The following is a 20,762-nucleotide window of genomic DNA, read 5'->3' as shown; positions in this document are numbered from 1 at the left end:
AAACCGTTGCGACACCTGGCGTTGCCACACTCGGCCCTGTGACTGGTCAACTGCTCGTCTCGGTCTCCGGGATCAGTGAGCGCACGCTGCCCGACGTCGCCGCGTTCTGCGCCCGCCTCGACGCCCGCGGCGTCCCGGTCTCGTTGCTGGTGGCGCCGCGGCTCAAGGGCGGCCAACGCCTCGGCGAGGACACCGACACGGTCGGGTGGCTGGCCGCGCGGCGCCGCGGCGGCGACGCGATCGTGCTGCACGGGTTCGACGAGGCGGCCACCAAACGCGGTCGCGGTGAGTTCGCCACGCTGCCCGCGCATGAGGCCAACCTGCGGCTGATGGCCGCCGACCGCGCCATGGAGCATCTCGGCCTGCGCACCCGCCTGTTCGCCGCGCCGGGCTGGACGGTGTCGCCCGGCACCGTGACAGCGTTGCCGCACAGGGGTTTCCGGGTGCTCGCGGGGCTCAGCGAGATCACCGACCTGGTGCGCGGGACGGCCGTGCGGTCGCGGGTGCTGGGTATCGGCGAGGGCTTCCTCAGCGAGCCGTGGTGGTGCCGGACTTTGGTGCTGTCGGCGGAGCGGATCGCGCGCCGCGGTGGAGTCGTGCGGGTGGCCGTGGCCGCCCGCCACCTGCGCAGGCCCGGCCCGCAGCAGGCGATGCTCGACGTGGTGGACCTGGCGCTGATGCACGGCTGCACCCCGCTGGTCTACCGGTGGCGCCCGTACCGCGCATTGACAGACGCCGCCTAGCTCGCGCCGCTAACGTGGCCGCCATGGCACAAGACGCTGATGTCATCGTGGTCGGGGCCGGGTTGGCGGGTCTGGTGGCCGCCTGCGAACTGGTCGAACGCGGACGACGCGTGCTGATCGTCGACCAGGAGAACGCCAACAACATCGGCGGCCAGGCGTTCTGGTCGTTCGGCGGGCTGTTCTTCGTCGACAGCCCCGAACAGCGACGGCTCGGTATCCGCGACAGCCACGAACTTGCCCTGCAGGACTGGATGGGCTCGGCCGGCTTCGACCGCGCCGAGGACCACTGGCCGCGGCAGTGGGCGCACGCGTACGTCGACTTCGCCGCCGGTGAGAAGCGCGGCTGGCTGCGCGAACGCGGGCTGCGCACGTTCCCGGTCGTCGGGTGGGCCGAACGCGGCGGGTACGACGCACGCGGACACGGCAACTCGGTGCCGCGGTTCCACATCACCTGGGGCACCGGCCCGGCGATCGTCGACATCTTCGCGCGCAGGCTGACCGGCCGTGCCCGGTTCGCGCACCGGCACCGCGTCGACGGACTGATCGTCGAGAACGGCGCCGTCGTCGGGGTGCGCGGCTCGGTGCTGGAACCCTCCGACGCCGCGCGGGGTGTGGCGTCGTCCCGAAACACCGTCGGCGAGTTCGAATTCCGCGCCCAGGCCGTCGTCGTCGCCAGCGGCGGGATCGGCGGCAACCACGACCTGGTCCGGCAGAACTGGCCCGCTCGGATGGGCCGGGTGCCCGAGCAACTGCTCTGCGGGGTGCCCGCGCACGTCGACGGCCGGATGATCGGCATCAGCGAGAACGCCGGTGCGCGGGTGATCAACCGCGACCGCATGTGGCACTACACCGAGGGCATCACCAACTACGACCCGATCTGGCCGCTGCACGGCATCCGGATCCTGCCCGGACCGTCGTCACTCTGGTTGGACGCCAACGGAAAACGGTTGCCGTCGCCGCTGTATCCGGGGTTCGACACGCTCGGGACGCTGGAGTACATCGCGCAGACGGGCCAGGACTACACCTGGTTCATCCTCAACGCGCGGATCATCGCCAAGGAGTTCGCGCTGTCGGGTCAGGAGCAGAACCCCGACCTCACCGGCCGCAGCGTCCGCGACGTGCTGTCACGGATCCGCCCCGGCGCGCCGGGACCGGTGCAGGCGTTCGTCGACCGCGGCGTCGACTTCGTCAGCGCAGGATCTCTGCGCGAGTTGGTTTCTGCGATGAACGCCGTGCCCGACGTGGTACCCGTCGACTACGCGACGGTCGAGGCCGAGGTGACCGCGCGCGACCGCGAGGTGGCCAACAAGTTCACCAAGGACATGCAGATCGCCTCGATCCGGGTGGCCCGCAACTACCTCGGCGACAAGGTCAGCCGGGTCGTCGCCCCGCACCGGCTCACCGACCCGAAGGCGGGACCGTTGATCGCGGTGAAGCTGCACATCCTGACCCGAAAGTCGTTGGGCGGCTTGGAGACCGACCTGGACGCCCGGGTGCTCAAGCCGGACGGCGCGGTGTTCGACGGCCTGTACGCCGCCGGGGAGGCTGCCGGGTTCGGCGGCGGCGGCGTGCACGGATACCGCTCGCTGGAGGGCACGTTCCTCGGCGGCTGCGTGTTCTCGGGCCGGGCCGCCGGCCGCGCCGCCGCCCGCGACACCGCCTGAGCCTGGCGAGCAGACGCAAAATGCCCCGAAACAGCCGAAAAGTAGGGCACTTTGCGTCTGCTCGCGCCTAGAACTCGGTGGCGTTCTCCTGCTCGAGCACCTGGAAATCGGTGTCGGTCATCTCCGAGAGCCGGCTGTAGAAGATCGGCCGCCCGACCGGGTCGATGATCGCCTGGTGGATCGGCACGGCGCGGGCCGGCGCGACCGCACGCAGATAGTCGACCGCCTCGGAGACCTTCAGCCACGGCGCGGCGGCCGGCGTCGCGAGCACGTCGACGGGTTCGCCGGGGGTGAACAGCGCGTCACCGGGGTGCATCAGCCGCGCCGGATGGGTGCCGTCGCCGACCAGGTACGAGATGTTGTCGATGATCGGGATCTCCGGGTGGATCACCGCGTGCTTGCCGCCCAGGCCGCGCACCGTCAGGTGCCCGATGCTCAGCTCGTCGCCGACGTTGACCGCACGCCACGGCTCACCGAGCTGCGCGGCGGTCTGCGGGTCGGCGTACAACGCGGCCTGCGGGTTGGCCTCCAGCAAGGCGGGCAGCCGGTCGACGTCGGCGTGGTCGGGGTGCTGATGGGTGATCAGGATCGCCGACAGGCCGGTGATGCCCTCGAAACCGTGCGAGAAGACCCCGGGGTCGAACAGGATCGTCGCATTCTCACCGGATTGGCCAGGGAAATCTGCGAGTAGGCACGAATGGCCGAAATGCGTCAAGTGCATGCCTATATTGTGCGCGGGGCGGGGATTTTGGGGGTACGGAAGTCGTGCGATGGCTACTGGCGGTGGCACTGGCGTCGGTCGGGTTGGCGGTCGCGCCGCACCCGGCAGGCGCCGCGCCGGGAGTGTGCCCGCCGTTCTGCGACACGATCCCGGCATCGGCGTGGCCGGTGAGCAGTTCGCTGCCGCTCTACGCGGAGTACGCCTGGCCGGGCCTGGCCGGGCTGGCCGTGAGCGCGCGCTCGCCGAGGTTCGTGTTCGAGGAGCTGTGCGCCAGTCCGGCGGTGCCCGCCGATCCGCGGGCCTACGTGGTGGCCGAGCGGGCGGAGATCGGCAACGGGCCAGGCCAGTGGCATCTGCGCAGTCAGGTGTTGCACTGGCGGGGCCCGGTCGGCTGGAGTGGTCCGCTGGCCCGGTCGGTGGTTCAGGACGCGACGGCACGTCTGCGGTCCTGCCAGGCGACGGCTCCGCTGGTGTCGCCGTCGATCACCACCGCGGGCGCTGAGGAGATGGCGGCGGTGATCAGCGTGGGCGGGCAGAAAGTGGCGCACCAGTACCTGCTGGCCGACCCGTCGAGCGCCACCGTCGTCGAACTGGCGCTGTGGACGGACCTGCCCGCGCAGGTGCCCTGGCCGGGGGCGGCGGATGCGCAGGTCTTGGACGCGCTGGCGGCTCCGCTGTGCCAGGCCTACCTCGGTTCGTGCCGGTGAGGCACGTCCCGCGGGACCGCCGGTACAGTTGACGCGTGGCAAGGGTGGTTGTGCACGTGATGCCGAAGGCCGAGATCCTCGATCCGCAGGGGCAGGCGATCGTCGGCGCGTTGGGCCGTCTCGGGTTCGAGGGTGTGTCAGATGTGCGGCAGGGCAAGCGATTCGAGCTCGAGGTGGACGACAGCGTCGACGACGACACCCTCGCTTCGATCGCCGAATCGCTGCTGGCGAACACGGTGATCGAGGACTGGTCGGTGAGCAGGGAGCCGTCATGACCGCTCGTGTGGGCGTCATCACATTCCCGGGCACACTCGACGACATCGACGCCGCCAGAGCCGTCCGGTTGGCCGGTGCGGAGGCCGTCGCACTGTGGCACGCCGACGCCGACCTGAAGAACGTCGACGCCGTGGTGGTGCCTGGCGGCTTCTCCTACGGTGACTACCTGCGCGCCGGAGCGATCGCGAAGTTCGCGCCGGTGATGGGTGAAGTGGTCCGCGCTGCCGGGCAGGGCATGCCAGTGTTGGGGATCTGCAACGGGTTTCAGGTGCTGTGCGAGGCGGGTCTGCTGCCGGGAGCGTTGACCCGCAACGTCGGGCTGCATTTCGTGTGCCGCGACATCTGGCTGGAGGTGGCGTCGAACAACTCGGCCTGGACCTCGCGGTACGAGCCCGGCGCGGACATCCTGATCCCGCTGAAGTCCGGTGAGGGTCGGTACGTGGCCAGCGACAAGGTGCTCGACGAGCTCGAGGGCGAAGGTCGCATCGTGTTCCGCTACCGCGACAACCCCAACGGGTCACTGCGCAACATCGCCGGCGTCAGCTCGGCCAACGGCCGCGTCGTCGGCCTGATGCCGCATCCCGAGCATGCGACCGAAGCGTTGACCGGCCCGTCCGACGACGGCCTCGGGCTGTTCTACTCGGCGCTCGACGGTGTCCTGAGCGCCTAGTCCGTTTGCGCGAGGGTGCGTGTCCGCACACGACACGCCGCGCTTTTTCAGCAGTTTGTGCACGCTGGTCGTGCGGTGAGCGTGCGAATTTGGTGCGCGAGGTGCATCGCGGGCGGTGTTAGGTTCAGCTTCTGACAAAGGTGACCCCAGGGGAGGCGCTCTGAAGCCGGTCGTTGCTGCGGCGTTTCTGTCCGTGATTTGTGGTGCGTTCGGGCTTCTCAGCGCTGCCTGGGGGCTGGTGTGTCTTTCGCGCGCGGACTTTCTGACCGCGGTAGTGGCGCTCTTTGCGGCCGTCTTTTCGTTCGGGATCATCGCGTTCCTCGTGAGGATCGCGTCGGGCCGGGTGATGCCGCGCGCGATCCACGACGGACACGGTCTCACGGTGCGGCCGGATCGTCGCCTGGACACGACACTGCTGACGGCTTCGCTGGCCGGGTTCATCGCCATGACGCTGTATGCGATCTTCGAGCCGCTGGGGATGCTCGGGATCCGACCCCCAAGCGGCATGGCTTTATACCTCGTGATTTCTTGTGCGGCAGGTAGTTTGATCGGGGTATTCAGCCTGGTCCACATGCTCGTACAGCGGGGGACAAGCGTCTTACGGATGACCGCTGACGGCATCGAGACGGGGACCACGATGACGTCCCAGGAGCTGTCCTGGGACGAAGTGACAGACGTCGCCGACAGGAAACCGAACGCGCGCCAGACCAACGGAGCCACCTACATCATCACGGCGGACGGGCACACCCGAGAACTGCCGACCCACTGGTACACCCCCGGCGGCACGGCGCTGCACGAGCTGATGCGCTTCTACTGGCAGCATCCTGAAGCGCGTGAGGAGCTCGCCGACGGGCGTGCCGTCGGACGGCTCGAGGCTGCTCCATCCTGACCCGCACGCCCACCGGCCCGCGAGCGTGCGCAAACTGCTGAAATCGCGCGGCGTGTCGTGTGCAGACACGCACCCTCGCGCCAACGGGCCTAGGGCGTCAGGGCGACTGAGGCTTCCGACGTGTAGCACAGGAACGTCAGCGTCTCCTCCAGATACAGCTGCACCGTATCGGCGTCGTGCGACTGGTAGCCGATCGACACATCGGTGCCCAGCTGCAGATCGAAATCGCCTCCACGAGTGGACAACACGAACGCCCCGTCGATTGCCGGCGCCCAGATGATGTCGCCGTCGACGAGCCGGTTGAGATGCTCGCGGATCGGATAGCCGTGCTGGGTCGTCTCGCTGACCTTCGTGTAGACATCCGCCGACAGCAACACCGAGTACGGGCCGTCGACGCCCGAGAGCCGCAGCTCCGAAAGGGCCTGCGAGATCACGTCGGGAATCTCGCGTGCATCGTCGGGCAGCGCCAGCGCGGTGTTCGAACTGCACCCGCGGATACCTTCGATCGCGGCGGCCTGGTAACCCTCGAAGATCGCCCGGTCCTCGGCGAACGCCAACTTCTTGGCCGCGTCCTTGACCGGGTCCCAGTCGGAGTCCTGCGAGCCGCGCTCCACATCGTCGATCGCGGTGCGGGTCACCGTGAACGGAACCCGCAGCCGCACCAGCGGTCTGGCCTCGCGCAGATGCGCCACCACACCGTCGCCGGGCGGCACGATGTCGTGCAGGTGCCCGGTGCTGATCGCCGCGGTCGCCGGGCCGCCGGGCTCGCTGACGTCGACGACCCGACGACCCGCTATGTGCCGCTTGAACGTTCGCGTCGCCTCCAGTTCGATCTCCGCCCACGCCTCCTCGGTGACCGGTGCCAGATCGCGGTACAGGTTGTTCATCAACGGGTTCCTTTCAGGCTGCCGATATCCAGTGAGCCCTGGTATGCGGAGGATGGGGACGCGGGGGCCGCCGAATCGCCGGCGACCGAATCCGGCAGCGGTGGCGGGTCATCGAGAAAATCGAGGGTGGGCGTGAAGAACAGCCCGCCGGTCAACGCGGTCGAGAAGTCCAGGATCCGGTCGGTGTTGCCCGGCGGGTCACCGAGGAACATGTTGTCCAACATCTGCTCGGTCACCGCCGGTGTGCGCGAGTAACCGATGAAGTAGGTGCCGAACTCGCCGGCGCCGATCCGCCCGAACGGCATGTTGTGCCGCACGATCTTCAGTTCGGTGCCGTCCTCGTCGGTGATCACGTTGAGCGCGACGTGCGAGTTGGCCGGTTTGACCGCATCGTCGAGTTCGATGTCGTCGAGCTTGGTGCGGCCGATCACCCGCTCCTGCTCCTCGACCGACATCGCGTTCCACGCGTCGAGGTCGTGCACGTACTTCTGCACGTGCACGTAGCACCCGCCCGCGAAACCGGGGTCCTCGTCGCCGATCTGGGTGGCCGACCGCGCCAGCGCACCGTCGGGGTTCTCGGTGCCGTCGACGAACCCCATCAGGTCGCGGTTGTCGAAGAACTTGAAACCGTGGGTTTCGTCGACGATCTCGATCGCCCCGCGCATCGCCTCGGCCAGCTTGGTCGCCAACTCGAAACACACGTCCATCGACTCCGCCCGGATGTGGAACAGCACATCGCCGGCAGTGGCCGGGGCGTAATGACGCTCGCCGCTGATCTCGCGGAACGGATGCAGCTCGGCGGGTCGCGGCCCGGAGAACAACCGGTCCCAGGCAGCCGACCCGATCGAGGTGATCGCCGACAGCCGTTTGGCCGGATCCCGGAATCCGATGGCCCGCACCAGCCCCGAAATCTCCGGCAGCGCGTCGTGCACCGCGGCCTCCTGCCCGTCGACGATCGTCGCCACCAGGAACACGGCGGCCGGTGTCAACGGTGCGAGCACCGGTTGGGGTTCGATATCGGGCACAATCGGACCCTAGCGCCAATGATCTTGATTGACCCGCGAAGATGAAGAGATGGCAGCCAGTTCCCAGGCCCAACCTCGAGGTCTCTGCGCGTTCATCGACGCCTCGCCGTCGCCGTTCCATGTGTGCGAGACCGCCGCCAACCGGCTCCGCGACGCCGGATTCCGCGAGCTCTCCGAAGCCGACGCGTGGCCCACCCACGGCGACTTCTTCGTCGTACGGGCCGGCTCGCTGATCGCCTGGCGGACCGACTCGGCGCAGCGCACCACCCCGTTCCGCATCGTCGGAGCGCACACCGACAGCCCCAACCTGCGGGTCAAGCAGCACCCCGACCGGCTCGTCGCCGGCTGGCGAGTGGTCGCGCTGCAGCCCTACGGCGGGGCGTGGCTGAACTCCTGGCTGGACCGCGACCTGGGCGTGAGCGGCCGACTGTCGGTCCACACCGGCGGCGCCATCGAGCACCGGCTGATCCGCATCGACGACCCGGTTCTGCGGGTCCCGCAGCTGGCCATCCACCTCGCCGAGGACCGCAAGGCCGTCGAACTCAACCCGCAACGCCACCTCAACGCGGTGTGGGGGACCGGAACCGGCAACCGGTCGTTCCTCGAGTTCGTCGCCGGGCACGCCGGCGTCGCGGCCGAGGACGTGCTCGGGGCGGACCTGATGACCCACGACCTGACGCCGTCACGGCTCGTCGGCGCCGACCAGGATCTGGTCAGCGCGCCGCGGCTGGACAACCAGGCCACCTGCTACGCCGGCCTGGAGGCCTTCCTGGCCGCCGAGCCCGGCCGGTTCGCGCCGGTCCTCGTGCTGTTCGACCACGAGGAGGTCGGCTCGCAGTCCGACCACGGCGCGCAGTCCGATCTGCTGCTGACCGTGCTCGAGCGCATCACGCTGGCCCAGGGCGGCGGCCGCGAGGAGTTCCTGCGCCGGCTGCCCGACTCGATGGTGGCGTCCGGGGACATGGCCCACGCCACCCACCCCAACTACCCGGACCGTCACGAACCCGGCCACCTCATCGAGGTCAACGGCGGGCCGGTGCTCAAGGTGCAGCCGAACCTGCGCTACGCCACCGACGGCCGCACCGCCGCGGCGTTCGCGCTGGCCTGCGCGCAGGCGGGGGTGCCGCTGCAGCGCTACGAACACCGCGCGGACCTGCCGTGCGGATCGACGATCGGGCCGATGACCTCCGCGCGCACCGGCATCCCCACCGTCGACGTCGGCGCCCCGCAGCTGGCGATGCACTCCGCGCGCGAGGTGATGGGCGCCGCTGACGTCGCGGCCTACGCCTCCGCGCTTGCGGCGTTTCTGTCACCGCGATGATCTAGGGTCGGCGCCATGACGCTCGCCGCCGTGAACATCACGATCGACACCACCGATCCCGACGCGCTCGCCCAGTGGTGGGCGACGGCCCTGGACGGGCAGCTGAACCCTTTGGCGCCAGGCTTTTTCGTGACCGTCGCGCTGCCGGGCGGACCCGGGCTGGCGTTCCAGAAGGTCGACGATCCGACACCCGGCAAGAACCGCGTGCACCTGGACTTCGGGGCCGCCGACGTGGAAGCCGAGGTGCAACGTCTGGTCGGGCTCGGCGCCACCGAGACCGGCAGACACAGCATGGGTGACTTCGGCTGGGTGGTGCTGGCCGACCCCGACGGCAACGCGTTCTGCGTCGCGCCCGCCGATCACCCCTGAGACCATCACGGGTGTGCTGCTCTCGCTGATCGCGATCTCCGCGGTATTGGCCGCGTGGGCGCTCGGCGCCAAGCATCTGGAGCGGTGGCGGCTGACCGCCCCGATGGTGCTGGTGCTCGCCGGCATCGCGGTCGGTTTCACCACGCGCGACGGGCTGGCCGACTCGCTGAACACCGAGGTCGCCCAGCACATCGCCGAGATCATCCTGGCGATCCTGCTTTTCGTCGACGCGACCGACATCCGCGGCGGCCTGTTCGGCCGGGAACCGCGCGCCGCGATGCGGGTGCTGTTCATCGCGATGCCGCTGAGCCTGGCCGCCGCGGTCGCGCTGGGGTTGTGGCTGCTGCCGGGCGTGCCGTGGGCGGTGCTGCTGGTGCTGGCGTGCATCGTGGTGCCGACGGACTTTGCGCCGGCCCCCTCGATCCTGCGGGACCACCGGGTGCCCGAGCGGGTGCGCGACGTGCTCAACGTCGAAGCCGGCTACAACGACGGCATCATCTCCCCGCTGTTCATCTTCGCGCTGGCGCTCGCCGGTGACCGGTCCCACGCGTCGTCGCCGATGGAGGCGCTGGCCTCGGCGCTGCCCCAGGCGGCCAAGGCGATCCTGATCGGGCTCGCCGTCGGCGCCGCCCTGGCCGTGCTGACCAACACCGCCGAGCGGCGCGGTGCGATGACCGACCGCAGCAAGCGGTTGATCCTGGTGGCCGCGCCGATGCTGGCCTTCGGCCTGAGCACGGTGGTCGACGGCAACGGGTTCGTCGCCGCGTTCGTGTGCGGGATCGCGTTCCACTATCTGCGGCGCTCACCGTCCATCCACGCCGAACTCGCGCTGGTCGACGACATCGGCTACCTACTGACGGTGGTGATGTGGTTCGTGATCGGTGCGACGGCGGTGCTGGCGGCGACGCTCGGCGTGACCTGGTCGATCGTGCTGTACTGCCTGCTCGCGCTGACGGTGGTGCGGCTGGTGCCGACGCTGCTCGCGCTGGCCGGCTCACCGTTCTCCTGGCCGGAGCGGGTGCTGGTCGGCTGGCTGGGGCCCCGCGGCACCACGTCGATCGTGTTCGGTCTTCTGGCGTTCAACGTGCTGGGCTGCGCCGCGGAGGCCGAGGTGCTGATGACGATGGTGCTGGTGGTGCTGGGCAGCGTGGTCGTGCACGGCGCGACGGCGCCCGCCGCGGCACACGCGTTCAGCCGGTCGCAACCTAGACTGTCCTCGTGACGTCGGAGCCAACCTATGCCCTGAGCACTGTCGACACCGTCGAGCGGGCCGCCGCCACCCCCGATCAGCCGCAACCGTTCCGCGAACTCGGCCTCAAGGACGACGAGTATCAGCGCATCCGCGAGATCCTCGGCCGCAGGCCCACCGACGCCGAACTGGCCATGTACTCGGTGATGTGGAGCGAGCACTGCTCCTACAAATCCTCGAAGGTGCACCTGCGCTACTTCGGTGAGACCACCACCGACGAGATGCGCAAGGCCATGCTCGCCGGGATCGGCGAGAACGCCGGCGTCGTCGACATCGGCGACGGCTGGGCGGCGACGTTCAAGGTCGAGTCGCACAACCACCCGTCCTACATCGAGCCCTACCAGGGTGCGGCCACCGGCGTCGGCGGCATCGTGCGCGACATCATGGCCATGGGTGCGCGCCCCGTCGCGGTGATGGACCAGCTGCGGTTCGGCGCCGCCGACGCCCCGGACACCCGCCGCGTCGTCGACGGCGTGGTGCGCGGTATCGGCGGCTACGGCAACTCGCTGGGGCTGCCCAACATCGGCGGCGAGACCGTGTTCGACGCGTCCTACGGCGGCAACCCGCTGGTGAACGCGCTGTGCGTCGGCGTGCTACGCAAAGAGGATCTGCACCTGGCGTTCGCCTCGGGAACCGGCAACAAGATCATCCTGTTCGGCGCCCGCACCGGCCTCGACGGCATCGGCGGCGTGAGCGTGCTGGCGTCAGAGACGTTCGGCGGTGACGAGAGCGGGGCCGCGGGGCGCAAGAAGCTGCCGAGCGTCCAGGTCGGCGACCCGTTCATGGAGAAAGTCCTCATCGAGTGCTGCCTCGAGCTGTACGCAGGCGGCCTCGTCGTCGGCATTCAGGACCTCGGCGGTGCCGGTTTGTCCTGCGCCACATCCGAACTCGCCTCAGCCGGTGACGGCGGGATGCGCATCGAACTGGACGCGGTGCCGCTGCGGGCGGCGAACATGACCCCCGCGGAGATCCTGTCGAGCGAGTCGCAGGAACGCATGTGCGCGGTCGTCACGCCCGACAACGTCGAGGCGTTCATGGCGGTGTGCCGCAAATGGGACGTGCTGGCCACGGTGATCGGCGAGGTCACCGACGGGGACCGGCTGGAGATCACCTGGCACGGCGAGACCGTCGTCGACGTGCCGCCCCGCACCGTCGCCCACGAAGGCCCGGTCTACCAGCGCCCGGTGCAGCGCCCCGACACGCAGGACGCGCTCAACGCCGACACCTCGGCGAAGCTGCCGCGCCCGCAGACCGGCGAGGAGCTCAAGGCGACTCTGCTTGCGCTGCTTGGCAGTCCGCACCTGTGCAGCCGCGCGTTCATCACCGAGCAGTACGACCGCTACGTGCGGGGCAACACCGTGCTGGCCGAGGCCGCCGACGGCGGCGTGCTGCGCGTCGACGAAACCACCGGGCGCGGCATCGCGATCTCCACCGACGCGTCCGGGCGCTACACCGCGCTCGACCCCTACACCGGTGCGCAGTTGGCGCTGGCCGAGGCGTACCGCAACGTCGCGGTCACCGGCGCCACCCCGGTGGCTGTCACCAACTGCCTGAACTTCGGGTCGCCGGAGGATCCCGGCGTCATGTGGCAGTTCAGCCAGGCCGTGCGCGGGCTCGCCGACGGCGCTGCGACACTGGGTATTCCGGTCACCGGCGGCAACGTCAGCTTCTACAACCAGACCGGCTCCACCGCGATCCTGCCGACCCCGGTGGTCGGGGTGCTCGGTGTGATCGACGACGTCACACGCCGCATCCCGACCGGCTTCGGCGACGAACCCGGTGAGACGCTGATGCTGCTCGGTGACACCCGCGACGAGTTCGACGGGTCCATCTGGGCGCAGGTGACCGCCGACCACCTCGGCGGGGTCCCGCCGAAGGTGGACCTCGCCCGCGAGATGTTGCTCGCCGACGTGCTGACCGCGGCGTCGCGCGACGGGCTGGTCACTGCCGCCCACGACCTGTCCGAGGGCGGGCTGATCCAGGCCGTCGTCGAGTCCGCGCTGCGCGGCGAAACCGGTTGCCGCATCGTCCTTCCCGACGGGAGCGATCCGTTCGTCATGCTGTTCTCCGAGTCGACGGGCCGGGTGCTGGTGGCCGTTCCGCGGACCGAGGAGAGCCGGTTCCGCGCCATGTGCGAAGCCCGCGGACTGCCCGCGACCCGCATCGGGGTGGTCGACGCCGCCAGCGATGCCGTCGAGGTCCAGGGCCAGTTCACCGTCACGCTGGAGGACCTGAGGAACACGTCGGAGGGCGTGCTTCCCGGGTTGTTCGGGTGACCGAACAAGCCACACAACGATCTTCGCTATACGCATGGGCGTGGAGCCTGCTCCGGCTGGACTTCGTCGGGATGGCGTTCGGGGCCCTGTTCTTCTGCCTGTCGCTGACCCCCTCACTGCTGCCGCGTGACTGGCTGTTCGCCGGTCTGATCGGCGGCCTCAACGCCGCGATCGGCTACGGCATCGGCGTGTTCTGCGGGCGGATGGTGCGCCGCTTCGTCCTGGCGCGACGCCCGTGGTGGCCGCCGCCGCGGGTCGTGCTGACAGTGCTCAAAACCGTTGTGGTCGCGGGATCGATCGGCGCCAGCCTGCTGATGCTGATTCCGGCCGCTTCGTGGCAGCGGCAGGTCTCGGCGGTGATGGGCATGGACGGTCCCGCCACCATCGATTACCTGCGCACGCTCGTCGTGTCGTTGACGGTCGGGGCGGTGTGCGTGGCGACCGCCCGGGTGCTACTCGACATCATCAAGGCGATGGCGCGGCTCCTGATCCGGCGCTGGCGGATGGACGACGAGGTCGCGCTGTTCATCGGCACCGCGATCGTCGTCGTCCTGGCGATCATGCTGATCAACGGGGTGCTGGTGCGGGGGTTCCTGGCCGGGGCCAACCGCGTGTTCCAGCCGCAGAACACCACCACCGCCGAAGGTGTCGTCCAACCCGATGAGCCGCAAAAGTCCGGCAGCCCAGACTCTTTCGCGGCGTGGGACACCCTCGGATACCAGGGGCGCAACTTCGTCGCCACCGGCCCGCACGCAGACGAGCTCACCGAACTCAACGGCGCCCCGGCGCTGGAACCCATTCGGGTGTACGTCGGACTGCAGACCGCCGACACCGACGAACAGCGGATGGCGGTGCTGCTCAGCGAACTCGAGCGCACCGGCGCGTTCGACCGCGAAGTGCTGGTGATCATCCCGACGACCGGCACCGGGTGGATCAACCCGGTGGCCGCCCGCGCGGTGGAGACGATGTACAACGGCGACACCGCGCTGGTCGGCTCCCAGTACTCGTTCCTGCCGAGTTGGATCTCGTTCCTCGGCGACCAGGAGAAGTCGATGGTCGCGGGACGCATGATGATCGAGGCCATTCACCAACGCTGGGAACAACTTCCGCAGGACCGGCGACCCAAACTCGTGCTCTACGGGGAGAGCCTGGGCTCGATGGCCGGCCAGGGCGCGTTCGACTGGCTGCCCGACATCTCGCGGATGGGGTTCTCGTCGGTGCTGTGGGTGGGGCCGCCCAACGCCAGCCCGCTGTGGAAGGCGATCACCGAGCGCCGTGATCCGGGCACCCCGGAGGTCGAACCCCGTTACGACGACGGCCGCACCGTGCGGTTCTCCCAGGGCAACGACTCGGCGGAGATCGCCGCCGACACCGCCGCGCCCTGGGAGGGCACCCGCGTGCTGTTCCTGCAGCATTCCTCCGACCCCATCGTCTGGTGGTCACAGGATCTGCTGTTCAACCGGCCGGACTGGCTGCGCGAACCGCCCGGCCACGACCGCACCGCCTCCATGCGGTGGTACCCGATCGTCACGTTCATGCAGGTCGCTGCCGACATGACGAACGCCGGTTCGGTACCCGGCGGACACGGCCACAACTACGGCGACTTCGTGCTCGACGGGTGGGCCGCCGTCGCACCGCCGCCCGGCTGGACCCCCGCCGACACCGAACGCGTCCGGACCGCCCTGAACGACAGCCAATCCAAGGATGGACCCGAATACTGATGAGAGCCACCAAAACTCGCGCCGTGGCGACAGCTGTCGCGCTGGTCGGCTGGAGCTTCGTCGCCCCGCACGTGCGGTTCCGTCCCATCCCGAACGCCGCGCTGGGCGCCGCGCTCTACGCGCTGGCCCGGCCGCCGCTGGGGCTGCGACCACCCGCGGTCCGGTCGGGGCTGCGCCACGGACTGGCCGCAGGCGCGGTGATCTCGCTCGCCGTCGCGGCGACGACCGCGGTCCCCTCCATGCGGCAGGGGATGGCCGCGCGCGACCTGCCCGAGCATCGGCTGCGCTGGATGCTGCTCGACATCCCGCTGGGCACGGTGTGGCCGGAGGAGGTCGCGTACCGCGCGACGCTGGGGACCACGGCCGAGACGGCGTACGGCGCACGCGACGGTCGGCTGCTGCAGGCGGTGGCATTCGGCCTGTGGCACATCATGGATGCGCGCATCACCCGCAATCCGGTGCTGGGCACCGTGCTGGTCACCGGGGTGGGCGGCTGGGCGTTCGGCTGGCTGCACGCCCGCTCGGGCAGCCTGCTGGCGCCGATGCTGGCGCACCTGGCGACCAACGAGGCCGCCGCACTGGCCGCGATCGTGGTGCAACGCCGCCAAGGGAAGTCGCAGTGACCACCGACCGCGCGCAGGGCCGCGCGTTCGTGGTGACCGGCGCGGCGTCGGGGATCGGACTGGCCACCGCCACACGCCTTCTCGCCGAGGGCGGCACGGTCGTCGGCGCCGACATCGCCGAACCGGCCGAATCCCTCGGCGAACGCTTCACGTTCGTCACCGCCGACGTCACCGACGAAGCCGCGGTCGGTGAGGTGTTCGCCGCGGTGGGAGGCCGGCTCGACGGCGTCGTGCACTGCGCGGGGGTGGCCGGCGGCGGGCCGGTGCACCTGCTCGACCGCGCCGAGTGGGACCGGGTGCTCGGCGTCAACCTCACCGGCACATTCCTGGTGGCCAAGGCCGCGCTGGCCGCGATGATCGAACAGCCGCGGGTGGCCGGCGAACGCGGTGCACTGGTCACCCTGTCCAGCGTCGAAGGGCTGGAAGGCACCGCGGGCGGCAGCAGCTACAACGCCGCCAAGGGCGGGGTCGTGCTGCTGACCAAGAACATCGCACTCGACTACGGCCCCAGCGGTATCCGCGCGAACGCGATCTGCCCCGGCTTCGTCGACACCCCGATGCTCGATGCCGTGATGGGACTCGACGGGATGGCGGGGCCGCTGCGCTCCATCACCGGCGAGCACGCGCTGCAGCGTCGCGGCCGCCCCGACGAGATCGCCTCGGTGGCAGCGTTTCTGGTGTCGCCGGACGCGTCGTTCGTCACCGGTCAGGCGATCGCCGTCGACGGCGGCTACACCGCGGGCCGCGACCACGGCGTCGTCAAGCTGTTCGGCTTCCCCGACTGAGGGTCACGGGTTGATGGTGTACTGGCCGACCTGGCGGCCCCAGACGTAGTCGATGAACATCGGCTGGCCGAGTTCCAGGTGGTTGTACGGCGCGATGCTGGCGCCGGTGTCCATCACCAGATACGGCGCCGGGAACAGGTCACGGCTGATGTCCTGCCAGCAGCCCGGTCTGCCGCCGGGCCCGCCGCGGGCGTTGACCCGCGGCAGGTTGTCCGGATAGATGTACGGGTTACCGCCGCCGGCGATGAAACCGCCACCGCCGGTAAGCGAATAGCCATTGCCGCCAAGCGTTTTCGCCACCCGCGGCTGAACCTCGTTGAACTTGCGGATCGAGCAGAAGAGGACGCCGCGGTACTCGTCGAGCAGCCGCGACACCGGCACCAGGTCCTCCGCGCCGCGCACCAGGTACGGGCCCGAGCGTTCCAGCGTGCCCGTCGCGTCGTCGGCGAAACCGAGCGCGCTCAGCAGGGCGGCGTCGATGTCGGCGCGCCGGTCGTTGAGCGTCCTCGCGGACGTGGCCGCGTCGCGCAGCCCGTCGAACAGATCCGGTGATGCGTCGGCGTAGACGCCGGCCAGGTCGGCCAGCAGCGCGGTGTCGGTTCGGATCGCCGGCATCCGCGCGTTGAGGTCGGCCAGGATGCGGTTGCCGTCGGTCAGCGAGCGGCCGAACCGGTCGCCCAGCCCGGTGAGCGCCTGCGCGGCGGCGGTCAGCGTCTGGTTCAGCTTGATCGGGTCGACCTGCTCGGACAGCCCGAGCACCGTTTCGAAGACGGTGTTGAACTCGGTGGTCACCGCGGTCGCCTCGATGACCTCACCGGGGCCGAGCCGCTGCGGCGACGGGTCCCGCGGTGAACTCAACGAGATGTACTTGTTGCCGAACACGGTGGTGGCCCGGATCTCGGCGGTCACATTGGCCGGGACGCGGTCCAGGTAGCGCGGCTCGACGTCGAGCAGAAGCCGGGCGCGCGCGGCGCCGTCGGCCGCCGAGATCCGGCCGACGCGGCCGATCTCGACGCCGTTGAACGTGACCTTGGCGCCCGGTTCGACGACCAGCCCGGCGCGCGTCGACAGCAAAGTCAATCGCACCGTGTCCGCGAGGGTGCCGCGGAACTGCAGATAGATCAGCGTGGCTGCGGCCGACGCGATGATCAGCAATACCGCCCCGGCCACCTTGTACGGCGGCTTGTGGCGGTCGACGAACACTTTGAGACAGTAAGGTATGGCCGCGTCCCGTAGTGCCGATCCGGCAAAGACCCGCGCCGCGGTGGTCGCGATCGCCGACTGGCTGCGCGACCCGCAGACCCCCGAGCCCGCCCGGGCGGCGATCGCCGAGGCGGTGCGGCTGACGGCGCGCACGTTGGCGGCCGTCGCACCCGGGTCCAGCGTCGAGGTCCGGGTGCCGCCGTTCGTCGCCGTGCAGTGCATCGAAGGGCCCGCCCACCGCCGCGGCAACCCGCCCAACGTCGTCGAGACCGACCCGCGGACGTGGCTGCGGCTCGCCACCGGGCTGCTGTCGCTCGACGACGCCGCCGGACAGGTCGCGCTGTCGGGGTCGCGGGCCGACGAGATCGGCTCCTGGCTACCGCTGGTCGACCTCGCGGGTTAGCTTCGCCACACGTCCACCCTTGCGGTTTCGGGGCGCTGCCAGTCGCTGAGCGATCGGCAGCGCGCCGAAATCGCAGGACAGCGGGAAATGAACGCGCGGTGCGGGGCGTTGTGTTGCCTCGACGACACTTTCCTGGGATTCCGTCCGCCAACTGCGCGACCCGTAGACTGAGGCGGTCTACCCTCCTCGCCCTGGGAGCAGCCATACCGTGACCGGCACGCAGCCAGATCCAGAACCCCGCGAAGAATGTGGCGTATTCGGCGTCTGGGCGCCGGGTGAAGAGGTCGCCAAGCTCACCTACTACGGCCTCTACGCGCTGCAGCACCGCGGTCAGGAAGCGGCGGGCATCGCCGTCGCCGACGGCTCACAGGTGCTCGTGTTCAAGGATCTGGGCCTGGTCAGCCAGGTGTTCGACGAACCGACGCTGGCCGCGATGGAAGGCCACGTCGCGGTCGGGCACTGCCGCTACTCCACCACCGGTTCCACCACGTGGGAGAACGCGCAGCCGGTCTTCCGCAACACCTCGGCGGGCACCGGTGTCGCGCTCGGCCACAACGGCAACCTGGTCAACGCCGCCGAACTCGCCGCCCGCGCCCGCGAGGCCGGACTGCTCGACACCCGCGGCGCCCCCGCCGCGACCACCGACTCCGACATCCTGGGCGCGCTGCTGGCCCACGGCGCCGCCGACGCGACGCTCGAGCAGGCGGCACTCGAACTGCTGCCGACCGTGCGCGGCGCGTTCTGCCTGACCTTCATGGACGAGAACACGCTCTACGCCGCGCGCGACCCCTACGGCGTGCGGCCGCTGGCGCTGGGCCGGTTGGACCGCGGCTGGGTCGTCGCCTCGGAGACCGCCGCGCTCGACATCGTCGGCGCCTCGTTCGTGCGCGACATCGAACCCGGCGAGCTGCTGGCCATCGACGCCGACGGCGTGCGCTCCACCCGGTTCGCCAACCCCGAACCCAAGGGCTGCGTGTTCGAGTACGTCTACCTGGCCCGCCCGGACAGCACGCTGGGCGGCCGTTCCGTGCACGCGACCCGCGTCGACATCGGGCGCAGGCTGGCCGCCGAGATGCCCGTCGAGGCCGACCTCGTCATCGGCGTGCCCGAGTCGGGGACCCCGGCCGCCGTCGGCTATGCACAGGGCTCCGGCATCCCCTACGGACAGGGCCTGATGAAGAACGCCTACGTCGGCCGCACCTTCATCCAGCCGTCGCAGACCATCCGCCAACTCGGCATCCGGCTCAAGCTCAACCCGCTCAAAGAGGTGATCCGCGGCAAACGGCTGATCGTCGTCGACGACTCGATCGTGCGCGGCAACACCCAGCGCGCGCTGATCCGGATGCTGCGCGAAGCCGGCGCCGTCGAGGTGCACGTGCGGATCGCCTCACCGCCGGTGAAGTGGCCCTGCTTCTACGGCATCGACTTCGCCACCCCTGCCGAACTGATCGCCAACGCCGTCGAGGACCAGGGCGAGATGCTCGAAGCGGTGCGGCACGCGATCGGCGCCGACACCCTCGGCTACATTTCCCAGCACGGCATGATCGCCGCCACCGAACAGCCCGCCTCGCGGTTGTGCAGCGCCTGCTTCGACGGCCACTACCCGATCGAGCTGCCTGGCGAATCGGCGTTGGGCAAGAACGTCATCGAGCACATGCTCGCCACCGCCGCGCGGACCGGGGTGCCGCTGCAGTCCGACAACGACAACGTCTCGGCGCTGCGCAGACCCTAGCGCCCCACGTGCGCCCACTGCGGATCGCTGGGCAGCGGGCCGCGCTGCAGCGCCGTGGCCACCGCCTCGCGGTAGGGCGTCAGGCCACCGGACGGCGGCGCGATGACGTCGTCGATGTCGCGGTTGGCCATCACCGCGTCGCATTCCAGGGACTCGATCAGCGGCGCCGCCAGCCCGGCCGGCATCGGCGTCACCAGGCCGATCCACCAGCTGGCGACTTTCGGTGTGAGCCAGGGCAATACGATCATCACCCGCCTGCGCAGTCCGGCCACCTCCGCGTACCCCTGCATGGCGTCGCCGTATTCGAACACGTCCGGGCCCCCGACGTCCCAGGTGCGCGACGACGGCACCGGCGCGGTTGCGGCCTCGGCGAGGTAGTGCAGCACGTCGTCGATCGCGATGGGCTGGATCCTGTTGTGCACCCACTTCGGGGTGGTCATCACCGGCAGGCGATTGGTCAGGTGGCGCATCATCTCGAAAGACGCCGAGCCCGAACCGATCACGATGCCGGCCTGCAGCACGACGGTCTCGATGCCCGAGTCGATGAGGATGTCGCCGACCGCGGCCCGCGACCGCAGATGCGGTGACAGGTCGGCGCCCGCCGGGTGCAGCCCACCCAGATACACGAACCTCTTGATCCCCCGGGCGGCCTCGACGACGTTGCGCGCCGAGCGCGCCTCCTCGGCGACGAAATCCGACGAACTGCCCATCGAGTGCACCAGGTAGTAGAAGACGTCGACGCCCTCGCAGGCCCGGCGCAGCGAGTCGACGTCGCCGAGGTCGCCCTGGACCACTTCGACGCGGTCACGCCAGGGCGCGTCGGCGAGCTTGTCCGGGGTGCGCGCCATCGCGCGCACCGAATGGCCGCGCTCGAGCAGGGCAGGGATCAACCGGCCGCCGATGTAACCGGTCGCACCGGTCACCAGGACGCGAATCGTGTCAGGCATCCCAGCGGGATGGCCGATTTCGGCCTCAGGCAAACCCGCAGCCCGGATCGGGCGCGTCCACCGACAGCGGGGTGCCCGCCGGTTTGATGTACAGCACCCACATCACCAGCGGGGCGGGGCCGAGGTTGCGGCCGACGTGGACGTGGCCGGGTCCGCTGGCCTCGGTGATCGGCGCGCCGGCGGGATAGACGCCGTCGGAGACGCAGGCCGCCGCGTCGTGCGACAGCGTGCCGCCGCGGATCAGCCCGTACACCTGCCCGTCGTGGTAGTGCCAGCCGGTGCTGCCGCCCGGGGCGATGGTGATCTCGCGGGTGATGTAGTCGACGCCGTCGACGGTGGCCTCCGACAAGGTCCTGGCCTCCACACCGGTTCCCGGGGTTGCCGACGCCGTCGGGCCGGCGTGTCCGAGCAGCGCCGACGCTGCGACCGTGAGCAGGACAAGCGAGCGGCGTGGCGGCGTCATGACCGGTCACGGTGTCACATCCGGACACGGTGTGCGCACCGAACAGTGAACACGCTTACCGCGGTGACGCCATCCCCGGTAGCCTTTA

The 20,762-nt window shown here is 70.0% G+C and carries 21 protein-coding genes; 15 read left to right on the top strand and 6 right to left on the bottom strand.

The genetic code is table 11. The features are described 5' to 3' along the window. Positions 1-38: 38 nt before the first annotated feature. Together BHQ18_RS11430 and BHQ18_RS11425 are read left to right on the top strand one after the other, a co-directional pair. A complete protein-coding gene (locus BHQ18_RS11430; RefSeq protein ID WP_069413727.1) occupies positions 39-743 on the top strand; it encodes a DUF2334 domain-containing protein in 705 nt (234 codons plus the stop codon). 23 nt (positions 744-766) lie between these two features. Further along, positions 767-2,407: an FAD-binding dehydrogenase gene (locus BHQ18_RS11425; RefSeq protein WP_069413894.1), complete on the top strand. Its 1,641-nt coding sequence runs from the start codon at positions 767-769 to the stop codon at positions 2,405-2,407. A 67-nt stretch (positions 2,408-2,474) separates the two neighbouring features. On the opposite strand, the gene BHQ18_RS11420 is transcribed toward BHQ18_RS11425, so the two are convergent. Then, positions 2,475-3,128 carry an MBL fold metallo-hydrolase gene (locus BHQ18_RS11420; RefSeq protein ID WP_069413726.1) on the bottom strand — a complete coding sequence of 218 codons (654 nt, stop codon included), beginning with the start codon at positions 3,126-3,128 and terminating at the stop codon, positions 2,475-2,477. Positions 3,129-3,172: 44 nt separating this feature from the next. On the opposite strand from BHQ18_RS11420, the gene BHQ18_RS11415 reads away from it, so the two are divergent. The 4 genes from BHQ18_RS11415 (at position 3,173) to BHQ18_RS11400 (ending at position 5,670) form a co-directional block, all read left to right on the top strand. Beyond that, positions 3,173-3,835 carry an ATPase gene (locus tag BHQ18_RS11415; RefSeq protein ID WP_069413725.1) on the top strand — a complete coding sequence of 221 codons (663 nt, stop codon included), beginning with the start codon at positions 3,173-3,175 and terminating at the stop codon, positions 3,833-3,835. Between the two features lie 35 nt (positions 3,836-3,870). Then, positions 3,871-4,110, top strand: coding sequence for a phosphoribosylformylglycinamidine synthase subunit PurS (gene purS / locus BHQ18_RS11410; RefSeq protein ID WP_069413724.1), 240 nt, complete (start codon positions 3,871-3,873; stop codon positions 4,108-4,110). Further along, complete coding sequence (gene purQ / locus BHQ18_RS11405) at positions 4,107-4,781, top strand: phosphoribosylformylglycinamidine synthase subunit PurQ (RefSeq protein ID WP_069413723.1); 675 nt, start codon at positions 4,107-4,109, stop codon at positions 4,779-4,781. The genes purS and purQ overlap by 4 nt, the downstream gene beginning before the upstream one ends. Before the next feature lie 115 nt (positions 4,782-4,896). After that, positions 4,897-5,670: a hypothetical protein gene (locus BHQ18_RS11400; protein ID WP_131815671.1), complete on the top strand. Its 774-nt coding sequence runs from the start codon at positions 4,897-4,899 to the stop codon at positions 5,668-5,670. Positions 5,671-5,759: 89 nt separating this feature from the next. On the opposite strand, the gene BHQ18_RS11395 is transcribed toward BHQ18_RS11400, so the two are convergent. Next, positions 5,760-6,557, bottom strand: a complete 798-nt coding sequence (locus BHQ18_RS11395; protein ID WP_069413721.1) for a family 1 encapsulin nanocompartment shell protein — start codon at positions 6,555-6,557, stop codon at positions 5,760-5,762. Next, positions 6,557-7,582 carry a Dyp-type peroxidase gene (locus tag BHQ18_RS11390; RefSeq protein WP_069413720.1) on the bottom strand — a complete coding sequence of 342 codons (1,026 nt, stop codon included), beginning with the start codon at positions 7,580-7,582 and terminating at the stop codon, positions 6,557-6,559. Before BHQ18_RS11390 ends, BHQ18_RS11395 begins: the two co-directional genes overlap by 1 nt. Before the next feature lie 49 nt (positions 7,583-7,631). Here BHQ18_RS11390 and BHQ18_RS11385 point away from each other — a divergent pair, with 49 nt between their 5' ends. Genes BHQ18_RS11385 through BHQ18_RS11355 form a run of 7 tightly spaced genes read left to right on the top strand, consistent with a single transcriptional unit; the run spans position 7,632 to position 15,926 of the window. Next, entirely contained in the window at positions 7,632-8,903 is a 1,272-nt protein-coding gene (locus BHQ18_RS11385; protein WP_069413719.1) for a M18 family aminopeptidase, read from the top strand. A gap of 15 nt (positions 8,904-8,918) precedes the next feature. Further along, complete coding sequence (locus tag BHQ18_RS11380) at positions 8,919-9,272, top strand: VOC family protein (RefSeq protein WP_069413718.1); 354 nt, start codon at positions 8,919-8,921, stop codon at positions 9,270-9,272. A gap of 13 nt (positions 9,273-9,285) precedes the next feature. Continuing rightward, complete coding sequence (locus tag BHQ18_RS11375; RefSeq protein ID WP_069413717.1) at positions 9,286-10,494, top strand: cation:proton antiporter; 1,209 nt, start codon at positions 9,286-9,288, stop codon at positions 10,492-10,494. Beyond that, entirely contained in the window at positions 10,491-12,797 is a 2,307-nt protein-coding gene (gene purL, locus BHQ18_RS11370) for a phosphoribosylformylglycinamidine synthase subunit PurL (protein WP_069413716.1), read from the top strand. The genes BHQ18_RS11375 and purL overlap by 4 nt, the downstream gene beginning before the upstream one ends. Then, on the top strand, positions 12,794-14,518 hold the full coding sequence (locus tag BHQ18_RS11365) for an alpha/beta hydrolase (protein ID WP_411550517.1): 1,725 nt from the start codon (positions 12,794-12,796) through the stop codon (positions 14,516-14,518). The genes purL and BHQ18_RS11365 overlap by 4 nt, the downstream gene beginning before the upstream one ends. Continuing rightward, positions 14,518-15,141, top strand: a complete 624-nt coding sequence (locus BHQ18_RS11360) for an Rv0804 family intramembrane glutamic endopeptidase (protein WP_069413715.1) — start codon at positions 14,518-14,520, stop codon at positions 15,139-15,141. The genes BHQ18_RS11365 and BHQ18_RS11360 overlap by 1 nt, the downstream gene beginning before the upstream one ends. Beyond that, positions 15,138-15,926: an SDR family NAD(P)-dependent oxidoreductase gene (locus BHQ18_RS11355; protein WP_069413714.1), complete on the top strand. Its 789-nt coding sequence runs from the start codon at positions 15,138-15,140 to the stop codon at positions 15,924-15,926. The genes BHQ18_RS11360 and BHQ18_RS11355 overlap by 4 nt, the downstream gene beginning before the upstream one ends. A 3-nt stretch (positions 15,927-15,929) precedes the next feature. Here the strand turns inward: BHQ18_RS11355 and BHQ18_RS11350 are convergent, their stop codons facing one another. Continuing rightward, complete coding sequence (locus BHQ18_RS11350; RefSeq protein WP_069413713.1) at positions 15,930-17,129, bottom strand: MCE family protein; 1,200 nt, start codon at positions 17,127-17,129, stop codon at positions 15,930-15,932. Between the two features lie 16 nt (positions 17,130-17,145). On the opposite strand from BHQ18_RS11350, the gene BHQ18_RS11345 reads away from it, so the two are divergent. Beyond that, positions 17,146-17,532: a sterol carrier family protein gene (locus tag BHQ18_RS11345; protein ID WP_069413712.1), complete on the top strand. Its 387-nt coding sequence runs from the start codon at positions 17,146-17,148 to the stop codon at positions 17,530-17,532. 208 nt (positions 17,533-17,740) lie between these two features. Further along, positions 17,741-19,264 (top strand): amidophosphoribosyltransferase, encoded by a 1,524-nt coding sequence (gene purF / locus BHQ18_RS11340; protein WP_069413711.1) that lies wholly within the window; start codon positions 17,741-17,743, stop codon positions 19,262-19,264. Here the strand turns inward: purF and BHQ18_RS11335 are convergent. Together BHQ18_RS11335 and BHQ18_RS11330 are read right to left on the bottom strand one after the other, a co-directional pair. Continuing rightward, positions 19,261-20,211: an NAD(P)H-binding protein gene (locus tag BHQ18_RS11335; RefSeq protein ID WP_069413710.1), complete on the bottom strand. Its 951-nt coding sequence runs from the start codon at positions 20,209-20,211 to the stop codon at positions 19,261-19,263. The two genes, purF and BHQ18_RS11335, sit on opposite strands and share 4 nt — an antisense overlap. Before the next feature lie 25 nt (positions 20,212-20,236). Continuing rightward, positions 20,237-20,674, bottom strand: coding sequence for a cupin domain-containing protein (locus BHQ18_RS11330; RefSeq protein ID WP_069413709.1), 438 nt, complete (start codon positions 20,672-20,674; stop codon positions 20,237-20,239). Between the last annotated feature and the right edge of the window lie 88 nt (positions 20,675-20,762).

It is taken from the genome of Mycolicibacterium flavescens, from assembly GCF_001722335.1.
Taxonomy (GTDB): Bacteria; Actinomycetota; Actinomycetes; order Mycobacteriales; family Mycobacteriaceae; genus Mycobacterium; species Mycobacterium flavescens.
The sequence above is the reverse complement of the archived record's forward strand: the minus strand, read 5'-3'. Positions and strand labels throughout refer to the sequence as shown.